The organism is Mycobacterium sp. 1465703.0 (assembly GCF_001672975.1).
In the GTDB taxonomy this organism is placed as follows: Bacteria; Actinomycetota; Actinomycetes; order Mycobacteriales; family Mycobacteriaceae; genus Mycobacterium.
On the sequence record NZ_LZKU01000238.1, the window covers coordinates 131,939 to 144,669 of the forward strand.

14 protein-coding genes are annotated in these 12,731 nt (G+C 64.9%); 6 read left to right on the forward strand and 8 right to left on the reverse strand.

Annotated elements, in window-relative coordinates:
* Positions 1 to 7: 7 nt before the first annotated feature.
* From A5625_RS22895 to A5625_RS22930, 8 genes are all read right to left on the reverse strand, one after another.
* Complete coding sequence (locus A5625_RS22895; RefSeq protein ID WP_066999441.1) at positions 8 to 1,135, reverse strand: acyltransferase; 1,128 nt, start codon at positions 1,133 to 1,135, stop codon at positions 8 to 10.
* Positions 1,136 to 1,275: 140 nt separating this feature from the next.
* Positions 1,276 to 2,400 (reverse strand): acyltransferase, encoded by a 1,125-nt coding sequence (locus A5625_RS22900; RefSeq protein WP_066999443.1) that lies wholly within the window; start codon positions 2,398 to 2,400, stop codon positions 1,276 to 1,278.
* Between the two features lie 252 nt (positions 2,401 to 2,652).
* Positions 2,653 to 3,258, reverse strand: coding sequence for a dTDP-4-dehydrorhamnose 3,5-epimerase (gene rfbC / locus A5625_RS22905; RefSeq protein ID WP_066999583.1), 606 nt, complete (start codon positions 3,256 to 3,258; stop codon positions 2,653 to 2,655).
* 1 nt (position 3,259) lies between these two features.
* Positions 3,260 to 4,255, reverse strand: coding sequence for a dTDP-glucose 4,6-dehydratase (gene rfbB / locus A5625_RS22910; protein WP_066999446.1), 996 nt, complete (start codon positions 4,253 to 4,255; stop codon positions 3,260 to 3,262).
* A 26-nt stretch (positions 4,256 to 4,281) separates the two neighbouring features.
* Positions 4,282 to 5,148 carry an LLM class F420-dependent oxidoreductase gene (locus A5625_RS22915; protein WP_066999449.1) on the reverse strand — a complete coding sequence of 289 codons (867 nt, stop codon included), beginning with the start codon at positions 5,146 to 5,148 and terminating at the stop codon, positions 4,282 to 4,284.
* An 18-nt stretch (positions 5,149 to 5,166) separates the two neighbouring features.
* Positions 5,167 to 6,015 carry an LLM class F420-dependent oxidoreductase gene (locus A5625_RS22920; protein ID WP_066999452.1) on the reverse strand — a complete coding sequence of 283 codons (849 nt, stop codon included), beginning with the start codon at positions 6,013 to 6,015 and terminating at the stop codon, positions 5,167 to 5,169.
* A gap of 28 nt (positions 6,016 to 6,043) precedes the next feature.
* Complete coding sequence (locus tag A5625_RS22925; protein WP_082984516.1) at positions 6,044 to 7,588, reverse strand: ATP-binding protein; 1,545 nt, start codon at positions 7,586 to 7,588, stop codon at positions 6,044 to 6,046.
* 7 nt (positions 7,589 to 7,595) lie between these two features.
* The gene (locus A5625_RS22930; protein ID WP_197516190.1) at positions 7,596 to 9,296 is read right to left on the reverse strand and encodes an FAD-dependent oxidoreductase; all 1,701 of its coding nucleotides are present in this window, start codon (positions 9,294 to 9,296) and stop codon (positions 7,596 to 7,598) included.
* A gap of 253 nt (positions 9,297 to 9,549) precedes the next feature.
* On the opposite strand from A5625_RS22930, the gene infA reads away from it, so the two are divergent.
* From infA to A5625_RS22955, 6 genes are all read left to right on the forward strand, one after another.
* Positions 9,550 to 9,771, forward strand: coding sequence for a translation initiation factor IF-1 (gene infA, locus A5625_RS22935; protein ID WP_003418601.1), 222 nt, complete (start codon positions 9,550 to 9,552; stop codon positions 9,769 to 9,771).
* Between the two features lie 51 nt (positions 9,772 to 9,822).
* A complete protein-coding gene (gene rpmJ / locus A5625_RS28650) occupies positions 9,823 to 9,936 on the forward strand; it encodes a 50S ribosomal protein L36 (protein WP_003879483.1) in 114 nt (37 codons plus the stop codon).
* Between the two features lie 178 nt (positions 9,937 to 10,114).
* On the forward strand, positions 10,115 to 10,489 hold the full coding sequence (gene rpsM, locus A5625_RS22940; RefSeq protein ID WP_066999458.1) for a 30S ribosomal protein S13: 375 nt from the start codon (positions 10,115 to 10,117) through the stop codon (positions 10,487 to 10,489).
* A gap of 6 nt (positions 10,490 to 10,495) precedes the next feature.
* A complete protein-coding gene (gene rpsK, locus A5625_RS22945) occupies positions 10,496 to 10,912 on the forward strand; it encodes a 30S ribosomal protein S11 (RefSeq protein ID WP_066999461.1) in 417 nt (138 codons plus the stop codon).
* Between the two features lie 15 nt (positions 10,913 to 10,927).
* A complete protein-coding gene (gene rpsD, locus A5625_RS22950) occupies positions 10,928 to 11,533 on the forward strand; it encodes a 30S ribosomal protein S4 (protein WP_066999464.1) in 606 nt (201 codons plus the stop codon).
* A gap of 76 nt (positions 11,534 to 11,609) precedes the next feature.
* Positions 11,610 to 12,653 carry a DNA-directed RNA polymerase subunit alpha gene (locus A5625_RS22955; RefSeq protein ID WP_066999467.1) on the forward strand — a complete coding sequence of 348 codons (1,044 nt, stop codon included), beginning with the start codon at positions 11,610 to 11,612 and terminating at the stop codon, positions 12,651 to 12,653.
* Positions 12,654 to 12,731: the final 78 nt, after the last annotated feature.

Consider the following 12,731-nt stretch of genomic DNA (forward strand, 5'->3'; position numbering starts at 1 on the left):
TTTTCAGTTAATCGTGAGAGTCCGCGGGAGACCGGTCAGCAAGGGCGTCGGCTGTGTCGATGGGGCCGACCTCGTCGGAGCTCGAGGCGACGGGAGCGTTCCACTTGCGCCGTAGCCGGCGCTTGAGCGACATTGCGGGCTTTTCGACCAGGAACCAGCTTGCCGCGGCCAGCGGCAGGGTGGCTGCCACCGCACAGAGAAAGAACACCGCGGGAGGTAGACCAGCAAACCCACTGACGGCCAACAGTTGTTGGATTGGAAAGGCGTAGATGTAGACGCCATAGGACAGGTCGGTCCGTAGGCGCAGGCGCTTGTTCTTCAGCAGGGCACCGGACACGATGACCGCGTAAGCCAGCGGGAGGGCGCCGACCACGCGGTAATCGGGCAGTCGACCGGCCGCCAATACGATGACCAAGCAGACCGCGACGAGTGACCAGCGGGCGGGAATCACATCTTTCCACTGATAGATGACGGCTCCGGCCGCAAACATGATGGCCGCACGGACAGCCAGTTGCGGGATGGTCCATGCCCCTGGGAAAGTCAGCGGCGGTAATTGCGTTGCGAGCAGTGTCGCGGGCACCAAGATGGCGAGCGAAACCCATCGGCGATTCGCCAGCCCTGCTACACCGATACCGGCAACGGCGAGATAGCACAACAGTTCCCAGATCAACGACCACATCGAACCATTCCACGCGGGCCCGCCCGGCACACCGTGCAGTGTTCCGCCGATAGTGGGCTGCAGATAGGCCACCGCGCTGTTTTTGAAGATGTATTCGAGCGGCGCGGCGGACCCGAGCAGCTTGGCCGCCGAACCGCCCTGGATCGCCACACTGAGCGGCGCGAAGGCAAACGCGGTCACAATCAAGCAGATGTAGAAGCCGGGGAGGATACGAAGGCCACGAGCGGTCAGGTAGTCGCGCAGTCGCGGATCGGTGATCCAACTCCTGGTGATGAGGAAACCGGAGATAGCGAAAAAACCGTCCACACCCACCGAGAAAAAAAGCTGCAAGGTCGACTTCGGCGGCATGTGGCCTGTGGCAGGCCAAGAATGAAACAGCATGACCTCGGCGGCCAGCACCAATCGAAGCGCGTTGAGCGCATTTCTTCGCGGATCGAACACCTGACCTAGCTTCATCCACCCTCCGCCCCGTGTGCGCCGCGCATCATCGCCGCCATCGTATCGGCCGAAGGCGATGAATTGACGCGGGCGGTGGTTTTGGTCAGGTCGCTGCCCGACGATCGTTTGCCGGGGGTCGCGTCATGCAGTGATCGCCGCTACGCGGCACCGGAGACCTCCGGAGGCAAGACGACCGCCGCTTGCTCTCGGGAGGTGGTGGACTGCCGTTTGAAACGCGATTTCAGCGATCTCGCCGGTTTTTCGATCAGGAACCAGCTTGCCGCGGCGAGCGGCAGGGTGGCCACCGCCACGCTAAGGCAGAAGATGATCGGATTGAGGCTGAGCAGCCCGAGGACGGCCAGCAGCTGCTGCGTCGGATACGCGTAGATGTACATGCCATAGGACAGGTCCGTGCGTAACCTCAAACGCCTGTTGTGCAGCAGGGACCCGGACACGACGACGGCGTAGGCCAGCGGAACGGCGGCGACCACCCGGTAATCCGGCAGTTGGCCGGCCAACAGCACGATGACCACACTCACCGCCACCAGCGACCAGCGAGCGGGAATGACGTCCCGCCACTGATAGAGCAGCGCTCCGGCCGCAAACATGATCGCGGCCCGGCATGCCATGAAGATGATGACCAGGCCCGCGTTGCCTGTCGGCCGATTGAACACCTCGGGGAAGGTGACGGGGGGCATCATGGAAGCCCCGATGGCCGCCACCACGAGTATCGCCGGGGAAACCCACCTGCGGTTGGCCAGTCCGGCCAGGCCGATGGCGGCAACAACCAGATAGCACATCACTTCCCAGAAGAGTGACCACAGCGAAGCGTTCCAGATGCCCGCATTGGGGATGTTGTGCGGAGTTCCACCAACGTCGGGCTTGAGCCACAAGACCGCGGCGTTTTTCAGGACGTACTCGAAGGGTGCGAATGAGAACAACAGCTTGGCTGCCGAACCGCCTTGAATCGCCACACTCACCGGGGCGAATACGAAAGCTGTCACGATCATGCAGACGTAGTATCCGGGCAGGATGCGCAGGGCTCGGGCGGCGAGGTATTCACGCAGTTTCGGGTTGCTCAGCCAACTCGCGGTGATGAGGAACCCCGAGATCGCAAAGAACCCGTCAACGCCAGCAGAAAGGAGAAGCTGAAGAACGGCCCGCAGCGATGGCAGATGACCCCGAACCGGATAGGCGTGCCAAAAGATGACCTCGGCCGCAAGTGCTAACCGCCACGCATTTAGCGCGTTACTTCGCGGATCGAACACCTGCCCGAGTTTCATCGGCGCTTCTCGCCCTCCAAACAGGGCATCATCGGCATCATCGGCGCTATCTTAGCGTGACCGCAGCGAGAAAGAGAGCCCCTAAAGGTCTTTGATGAATGCGGCGACTGCAAAACGCAGACTATGTATATCCGTCAAACGAAATGGTTGGATGGCAACCGCCGCGTTTGCATTGATCGGTTGGGCTTTGCCAGTGTATCCAGCCAATTGCCGCGCCTGAGAACATCTCTGGACGAGGCGGGCGCTTCGCGCTCAACCACGCATACTCTCAACGAACGCCTGCGTCTCTTCCCAGGTCGGCAGCAGGCCGGCGGCGCGCACTTCTTCGAAGCTCGGTGCCGCGGCATCACGGTCGGATAAGTGGGGCGCGGCGCCGTCCACCAGTGGCCAGTCGATGGCCAGCGCCGGATCGGTGGCGCAAATGGTGTGCTCGCGCTGCGGGTTGTATTCCGCCGAGCACAAATACATCACCGTCGAATTGTCTTCCAGGGCCAAAAAGCCATGCCCAAGCCCTTCGGACAGATAGATCGTGCGGTGATCGGAGTCGTCGAGCAACACCGAATCCCACTGCCCGAAGGTCGGCGAACCCACCCGGATGTCGACGACTACGTCGAACACCGAACCCCTCACGCAGGTCACATATTTGGCCTGGCTCGGCGGCACCTGGGCGAAATGCAATCCGCGTAACACGCCGGCCGCCGATACCGAGCAATTGGCCTGCCGGACGTCCAACCGATGGCCGGCGAAGGAGCTGAAGCCCTTGTCGGTGAGCCATTCGAAGAAATGGCCGCGCGAATCGCCGTGAACGGTGGGGGTGACCTCCCAGGCGCCGGGGATTTTCAGCTCGCGAACCTTCACGCTACTGTCCACGCTCTTCGTAGCGGGCTTCCGAGGCGTCTTTCAACGGTCGCCACCACGACTCGTTTGCGTGATACCAGTCAATGGTTGCACGCAGTCCCTCCTCGAAGTCGGTGTGCTTTGGCGCCCAACATAATTCGTCGTACAGCGTCGACGGGTCGATGGCGTAACGCAAATCGTGGCCGACCCGGTCGGTGACGTGGTCGAAGTCGTCGGGATCGTGGCCCATCATCCGCAGCAGCGTGCGCAGCACGGTCAGGTTGTCGCGCTCGCCTTCGGAGCTGATCAGGTAGGTGCGCCCGATTTCGCCCTTGTCCAGAATGCGCCGGACCGCGCTGTTGTGGTCGTCGACATGGATCCAATCACGGACGTTGGCGCCGGTGCCGTACAGCTTGGGCCGCCGCCCGGTGAGCACATTGGTGATCTGGCGCGGGATGAACTTCTCGACGTGCTGGTACGGCCCATAATTGTTGGAGCAGTTCGAGATCGTCGCGCGCACCCCATACGAGCGCACCCAGGCTCGCACCAGCATGTCGGCGGCGGCTTTGGTCGCCGAATACGGACTCGACGGGTTGTAGGGGGTCGCCTCGGTGAATCGCTGGGGGTCGTCGAGCTCCAGGTCGCCGTACACCTCGTCGGTCGAAATATGGTGCAGCCGCACATCGTAACGGCGCACCGCTTCGAGGATGGTGTAGGTGCCGACCACGTTGGTGTGCAGGAACGGTTCGGGGCTGTCCAGCGCGTTGTCGACGTGGCTCTCGGCGGCGAAATGCACCACCGCGTCGGATTCGGCGACCAGTTGCGACACCAGCTCGGCGTCGGCGATGTCGCCGACCACCAGGCTGATGGAGTCCTCGACATCGGTCAGCGACTCGCGCCGACCCGCATAGGTCATCGCGTCGAGCACCGTCACGAAATCCTCGGGGTGCTCGCGGACCGTGCTGTGCACGAAATTGGCGCCGATGAATCCAGCGCCGCCGGTGACCAGTAACCGCATGCCCAAACCCTAACTGAGCCGATTGGTCAGTTCGCGGGAGTTACCCCTAGCGGTCCGGCCAATTCACTTAGCGCTGGTAACAGCGTTTCCTCGTCATGGCCACCGAGCACCTGGATCGCCACATGGTCGGCTCCGGCCTCCAGATGTTCACCCAGCCGCCGCGCAATGTCCTCCGGAGTGCCGTAAGCGACCACCGCGTCGATCAGCCTGTCGCTGCCGGGCTTGCGCACGTCGGCCTCGGTGAACCCCAGCCGCAGCCAATTGTTCACATAGTTGCTCAGGCCCAGGTAGAACTCGACGGTCTGACGGCCGATCGCGCGGGCCTTCTCGGCGTCGGTGGTGAGCACCACCTTGTGCTCGGGCGCCAAAAACACTGCGCCGCCCAGTAAGTCGCGGGCCTTGGCGGTGTGTTCGGGCGTGGTCAGATACGGGTGCGCGCCGGCGCTGCGCTGCGCCGCGAGTCCTAACACCCGCGGCCCGAGCGCCGCGATGACCCGGCGGCTGGTCGGCACCAGCGACGCGTCGAGTTCGTCCAGATAGGACACCAGGGCGTCGTACGGCTTGACGTATTGCTGGGTGTGCTCAGGGTGGCCCACCCCGACACCCAGCAAAAACCTTCCCGGGTGGCCGGATTCGATCCGGTGGAAGGACTCGGCGACGGCCGGGGCAGGTGCCGACCAGATGTTGACGATGCCGGTGGCCAGCTGCAACGACGTCGTCTGCGCCAGGGCCGGGTCGGCCCAGGACAGATCCGCGTCCGGTGATCCACCAATCCAAGCGGCGCCGTAGCGCAGCGATTCGATGCCCGCGGCCAATTCGGGGGAGATGGACCTGGTGGGCAGCCATACGCCGAACCGGCCGAGCTCGGGCTTGAGTGAGACTGCTCCGGTCATCTGGCTCCCCCTAGGCTCTCAGGACTGCTTCAACCCCAGCGGCCCCGCCAGTTCGGCCAGCGCCGAGACCAGGTTTTCATCCTTCGTCAGGACCTGCACGGGCACGTGATCGGCGCCGGCGTCCAGATGCTCGTTGAGTCGGGCCGCGATCTGGTCCACGGTGCCATAGGCCACCACCGCGTCCACCAGGCGGTCGCTACCAGGCCGGGTGACTTCGTCCTCGGTGAAACCCAGCCGCTTCCAATTGTTTCGGTAGTTGGCGAGATTGAAATACACGTCGAGCGCCTTGCGGCCGACCGCCCGGGCCTTCTCGGCGTCGGTGGTCAGGACCACCTTGTGTTCGGGGGCCAGGAAAGCCGACGGCCCGATCAGCTCGCGGGCCTGCGCGGTGTGTTCGGGGGTGGTCAGGTAGGGGTGCGCCCCGGCGGAGCGCTGTGCGGACAGCTTGAGCACGCGCGGCCCCAGCGCAGCCACCACGCGGCGATTGGCGGGCACGCCGTAGTCGTCGAGCTGCTGCAGGTATTCGGCCAGGGCGTCGTAGGGCTTGCGGTACTCGGTGTGCGCCTCGGGATGGCCGACGCCGATGCCCAGCAGGAACCGGCCCGGGTAGGCCTTGTCGATGCGGTGGAAGGATTCGGCCACCGGCTTGGCGGCTGCGGTCCAGATGTTGACGATGCCGGTACCCACTTGCAACGTGGTGGTCGCTTCCAGAAGGGGCTCGACCCAGGCCAGCTCGGCCGGCGGTGAACCGCCCACCCAGACTGCGCCGTAGCCCAGCGCCTCGATGTCCTTGGCTTGTTGCGGTGTGACGCCGCGTCCGAAGGATCCGAACCGGCCGAGATCGGGCTTGCTTGCTGCATCGGTCATGGCTTTCCCAACCTGCGCTCGGCAAGCTCTATTCCGGGTCGGCTACATCCTCATCGGCATCGTCGAGCTCGGTGGCGGCGATATCGGCGGCGGGCGCCGTGAGCGGCAGCAGCACGATGAACCGGGTGTCGCCCGGCACGGACTCCACTCGCAGATCTCCGCGGTGCTTCTTCACCACGATGTTGAACGCCAGGTCCAGGCCCAGACCGGTGCCTTCGCCGAATGGCTTGGTGGTGAAGAACGGCTCGAAGATGTGCTCGCGCACGTCCTCGGGTATCCCCGGCCCGGTGTCACAGATTTCGATGCGCGCCAGGTTGTCGCCTTCCCGGCAGGTGCGGATTGTCAGCGTGCCACCGGTATCGCGCATCGCCGCGATCGCATTGTCGATGATATTGGTCCATACCTGATTGAGATCACCTGGGTAGCAAGGGATTTCGGGAAGGGTTTGGTCGAAGTCCTTGGCCACCGTGATGACGGTGTCCTTGCCCGCGTCTTTGGTCAACCGGTCGGCGAACATCACCAGCGTGCTGCGCAGCAGATCGTGCACATTGGTCACCTGGAACGGGGCCCGATCCAGCTGCGAATACTGCTTGGCGTCGGCGACCAACGCCGAAATCCGTTTGCTCGCTTCCAGGATCTGGTTCATCAGCAGCTCGCTCTCGATGGTGTAGTTGATCCATCGGATCGCCTGCTCCAGCGATGTGGACGCGAGTTCGTCGGTGACCGTGGAAATCCGCTCCAGCCAGTCGGTGTCGATGCCGCCCTCGACGAACGTCGGTGCGATGTCCCATCCGCCGTCGATGCCGTGGTCCTCCAGCCAGTCGCCGATGGCGTCCTCGCGATCGGAGGTCTCCATCGCGCTCAGGTGCTGCCCCCCTCCCGGAGCAGCCGACTTGGCGACCTGCTCGGCGACCCTCTCCTGAAACCGCACCAGGGCGCTGAGCGCCTCGGCCGAGATGGTGCCGTCGGCGAGCATGGCCAGCTTGTGCCGCATATTGGCCACCCGTTCGCGCAGATCCGCCGCGGAGCGGGAGATCGCCGCCGCCGGATTGTTCAGCTGATGCGTCAGTCCGGCCGACAACCGGCCCAGGGCCAGCAGCTTCTCCCGGTTGTCGATGATCCGGCGGGTGCGGTCGGTGCCGACGGCGATGCCGTCGAGCAGATGCACCGCCATCGGAAACTGGTCCCGCATGAACTGGGCGAAGACCGGTGCGTCCATCACGAAGAACCGCGACGGCTTGGTGACGTGCACCGAGGCGTCGTAGTTCTTCTGCTTCCCGCCGGTGAACGCCCGCCAGGCCCCGCAGTACACCCCGCGCTGCGAGGTCCGGTTGGTCTCGATGTCCTGTCCGCCGGAGAGCTTGGTCATGGTCAGCTCCCCGTCGATGAGGACGTAGAAGCAAGTCGCCGGTTCGCCTTCGACGCAGATCGGACCCGGCTCGTAGTGCTGGATGTGCCCGTTGCTGCACAGCACCGCGAGCTGGTCGTCGGTCAGCGCCTCGAACAGGAACAGGCTGCGCAGCTCGTCAGGCGAGCAGGGCATTTTCTCGGCCATCGATTCGGCGGCGGTCATGCTTCTCCTAGCTCTCGGCCAGGTATCGGTGCACGAGCATCACGGCCATCGACCCTTCGCCGACCGCGGCGGCGACCCGTTTGGCGGACGTGGCGCGCACGTCGCCGGTGGCGAACACGCCGGGCACGCTGGTTTCCAGATGATGCGGCGGGCGATCCAGCGTCCAGCCGCACACGTTGCGCAGGTCCGGCCCGGTCAGGATGAAGCCGTGGTCGTCACGGGCCAGCACCCCGTCCAGCCAGTCGGTGCGCGGGGCGGCCCCGATGAAGATGAACATCCGGCCGCAGGTGACGTCCTCTGTTTTACCGGTCCTGTTGTTGACCAGCGTCAGCTGCTCCAGGTGGCCGTCGCCGCTGGCGCGCTGCACCTCGGTACAGGTCAGCACGTTGATCTTGGGGTTCGCTTCGATCTGCTGGATCAGGTAGTAGGACATCGACGCCTCCAGCGACGGGCCACGCACCACGATGTTGACCGACTTGGCCGTCCGGGACAGGTACATGGCTGCCTGGCCGGCCGAGTTGGCCCCGCCGACCACGTAGACCTCTTCGTCTTCACAATCCGAGGCCACCGAGACGGCCGCGCCGTAGTAGACGCCGCAGCCGGTCAGCTCGGTGCAGCCCTCGGCCTGCAGCTGGCGATAGGAGACTCCGGTGGCCAGGATGACCGCGTGCGCGTCGATCGAGCCGCCGTCGGCGAACCGCACGGTGCGCTTGGATCCGTTCACCTCGAGCGCGGTGGCCTTGCGGGCGGTGATCAGTTCGGCGCCGAACTTCTCCGCCTGCCGCCGTGCCCGGTCGGCCAGCTGGCCACCCGACACCCCGTCCGGGAAGCCCAGATAATTCTCGATACGCGAGCTCTGTCCGGCCTGACCGCCCGTCGCAATGTGCTCGATGAGCACCGTGCGCAGCCCTTCGGAGGCGCCGTACACGGCCGCGGCCAGGCCCGCGGGCCCGCCGCCGACGACGATCAGGTCGTAGAACTCCTGCGACGGCGTGGTGGTCAGCCCCAGCGTCTCGGCCAGCTGCGCATCGGTGGGTTCGACCAGGGTGTCGCCCCGCTGGGTGACCACCACCGGCAGCCGCAGGCCGTCCTCACCGGCCGCGGTGAGCAGCCGCTCGCCGGCGGGATCGTCGGCCATGAACCAGGTGTAGTACAGGCCGTTGCGGGCCAGGAAGTCGCGGACCTGCCAGGATCGCGCCGACCAGCGGTGCCCGATCACCTTGGTGTGCGGAATCGGGTGCTCGGGTGCGGCCCGCCAGGCGTCCAGCAGCCCGTCGATGACGGGGTAGAACTTCTCCTCCGGGGGATCCCACGGCTTGAGCAGATAGTGGTCCAGGTCGACGACGTTGATCGCGTCGATGGCGGCGTGCGTGTCGGCGTAGGCGGTCAGCAGCACCCGGCGCGCCGCCGGATACAGGTCCATCGCCTGCTCGAGGAACTCGATGCCGCTCATCTTCGGCATCCGATAGTCGGCGATCAGCACCGCAACCGTCTCGCCGCGCAGTTTGAGCTCCTTGAGCGTGCCCAGGGCGTCCGGCCCGGATTCCGCGCGCACGATCCGGTGTTCCTCGCCGTAGTGGCGGCGCAGGTCGCGGGCGACGGCCCGGGAGACCGAGGGATCGTCGTCGACGGTCAGCATGACAGGTTTGCGCTGCTGGCTTGCCAAGCCGGCGACCTCAGCAGCGGACGGGCCTGATGGGTGTGTCATCGGCGTTAAGTATGCGCTCGTCAGCGGCCCTGTGGGAGGGCGGGAAGGCGGGCCGCATTCCGCCGACAGCGATTTTGGTGATGCGGATTTACCAGGTATCGTGGAACAACGGTGCGGCATCCGCGCCGACTTTTTGTGTGCCAAGTCCCTAGGAATTTCCTGTCACCGGCTCACGTTCCAAGTCGGTGTGCAATGTCGCGTCGACTAGGCGCAGACGAGAACGAAACTATACGACGAGGATTCTTAATTAGTTATGGCCAAGAAGGACGGCGCCATCGAGGTGGAAGGCCGAGTGGTCGAGCCGCTGCCCAATGCGATGTTCCGCATTGAGCTGGAGAACGGCCACAAGGTGCTTGCCCACATCAGCGGCAAGATGCGGCAGCACTACATCCGCATCCTGCCCGAGGACCGGGTGGTGGTGGAGTTGTCTCCCTACGACCTGTCCCGTGGCCGCATCGTGTACCGGTACAAGTAAGCGCCTGATCGCCAACAACCTACGAACCAGACAGAACAGGATCGAACAGCCGTGAAGGTGAACCCGAGCGTCAAGCCAATCTGTGACAAGTGCAGGGTGATCCGTCGGCACGGGCGGGTCATGGTGATCTGCTCTGATCCGCGCCACAAGCAGCGCCAGGGCTGATCCGCCCAGGCCCCGATACAACTGAATGCAGACCTCCCAGCACCACTGAGCGGCTGGCATCTTTAGAGATGGGCCGCTCATCTACGCCCGGACGGAGGCCGGGCCCCGGTAAAACCCAGATGGGGCCGGGAACGGGCTGGGATCAGACCTCCGCCTGGAAAAAGAGGAAACGCCACCTATGGCTCGACTAGTCGGCGTCGACCTTCCGCGTGACAAGCGGATGGAGATCGCCCTGACCTACATTTTCGGCGTCGGCCGCACCCGGTCGAACGAGATCCTGGCAGCTACCGGCATCGACCGGAACGTGCGCACCCGGGATCTGACCGATGACCAGCTGACCCACCTGCGCGACTACATCGAAGCGAACCTGAAGGTCGAGGGTGACCTCCGCCGCGAGGTTCAGGCCGACATCCGTCGCAAGATCGAGATCGGCTGCTACCAGGGCCTGCGGCACCGCCGCGGCCTGCCGGTGCGCGGCCAGCGGACCAAGACCAACGCACGCACCCGCAAGGGCCCCAAGCGCACCATCGCCGGCAAGAAGAAGGCCAGGTAATCCCCCATGCCACCAGCCAAGAAGGCATCCGCTGCTCCCAAGAAGGGGCAGAAGACCCGTCGCCGGGAAAAGAAGAACGTCCCGCACGGTGCCGCCCACATCAAGAGCACCTTCAACAACACCATCGTGACCATCACCGACCCGCAGGGCAATGTCATCGCCTGGGCGTCGTCGGGTCACGTCGGGTTCAAGGGCTCGCGTAAGTCGACGCCGTTCGCCGCCCAGCTGGCCGCCGAGAACGCGGCCCGCAAGGCGCAGGAGCACGGCGTGAAGAAGGTCGACGTGTTCGTGAAGGGCCCGGGCTCGGGCCGCGAGACGGCAATCCGGTCGCTGCAGGCCGCCGGTCTGGAGGTCGGTGCGATCTCCGACGTCACCCCCCAGCCGCACAACGGCGTTCGCCCCCCGAAGCGACGCAGGGTCTAGGAGGAAAAGAACCCAATGGCTCGTTACACCGGACCCGTTACCCGCAAGTCGCGCCGGCTGCGCACCGACCTCGTCGGTGGCGACCAGGCGTTCGAGAAGCGTCCCTACCCGCCCGGCCAGCACGGCCGCGCGCGGATCAAGGAGAGCGAATACCTCCTGCAGCTGCAGGAGAAGCAGAAGGCTCGCTTCACCTACGGCGTGATGGAAAAACAGTTCCGCCGCTACTACGCAGAGGCCTCCCGGCAGTCCGGCAAGACCGGCGAGGAACTGCTGCGCATCCTGGAAAGCCGGCTGGACAACGTCGTGTACCGCGCCGGTCTGGCGCGCACCCGGCGGATGGCGCGTCAGCTGGTCAGCCACGGACACTTCAGCGTCAACGGCGTGCACGTCAACGTCCCCAGCTACCGGGTGTCGCAGTACGACATCATCGACGTGCGGGACGGCTCGCTGAACACCGTGCCGTTCCAGATCGCGCGGGAGACGGCGGGCGACCGCCCGATCCCGAGCTGGTTGCAGGTGGTGGGGGAGCGTCAGCGCATCCTCGTCCACCAACTGCCCGAGCGGGCGCAGATCGACGTGCCGCTCACCGAGCAGCTCATCGTCGAGTTCTACTCGAAGTAAAGACCCCCTGCAGCCAACCCGGTGCAGGTCTTGACGGCATCAAATAGCGGGTGCCGAGAAGGAGAAGAGAAACACCATGCTGATCTCTCAGCGACCCACATTGTCGGAGGAAGTCCTCACCGACAGCCGCTCCCAGTTCGTCATCGAGCCGCTGGAGCCGGGATTCGGTTACACCCTGGGCAATTCGCTGCGGCGCACGCTGCTGTCCTCGATTCCGGGTGCGGCCGTCACCAGCATTCGCATCGACGGCGTGCTGCACGAGTTCACCACCGTGCCGGGCGTCAAGGAAGACGTCACCGCGATCATCTTGAACCTCAAGAGCCTGGTGGTGTCCTCCGAGGAGGACGAGCCGGTCACCATGTACCTGCGCAAGCAGGGTCCGGGTGAGGTCACCGCGGGTGACATCGTGCCGCCCGCGGGTGTCACCGTGCACAACCCCGACCTGCACATCGCTACTCTGAACGACAAGGGCAAGCTCGAGGTCGAGCTGGTCGTCGAGCGTGGCCGTGGCTACGTGCCGGCCGTGCAGAACCGGGCTTCGGGCGCCGAAATCGGCCGTATCCCAGTCGATTCCATCTACTCGCCGGTGCTCAAGGTCACTTACAAGGTGGACGCCACCCGTGTCGAGCAGCGCACCGACTTCGACAAGCTGATCCTGGACGTCGAGACCAAGAGCTCGATCAACCCCCGCGACGCGCTGGCGTCGGCGGGTAAGACCCTGGTCGAATTATTCGGCCTGGCACGCGAACTCAACATCGAGGCCGAGGGCATCGAGATCGGGCCGTCGCCGGCCGAGGCCGACCACATCGCGTCGTTCGCGCTGCCGATCGATGACCTTGATCTGACGGTGCGGTCCTACAACTGCCTCAAGCGCGAGGGTGTGCACACCGTCGGCGAGCTGGTCAGCCGCACCGAGTCCGACCTGCTCGACATCCGCAACTTCGGTCAGAAGTCCATCGACGAGGTGAAGGTCAAGCTGCACCAGCTGGGCCTGTCGCTCAAGGACAGCCCGCCGAGCTTCGACCCCTCGCAGGTCGCGGGTTACGACGTCGCCACCGGCACCTGGTCCAACGAGGCGGCCTACGACGACCAGGACTACGCCGAAACCGAACAGCTGTAACGGCCGTCCGGTGACGATGCGGCCGTGCAGCGGCCGCTGAGGAACCGGACACAACCGACGAAAGTCCGTCCCGGCCCT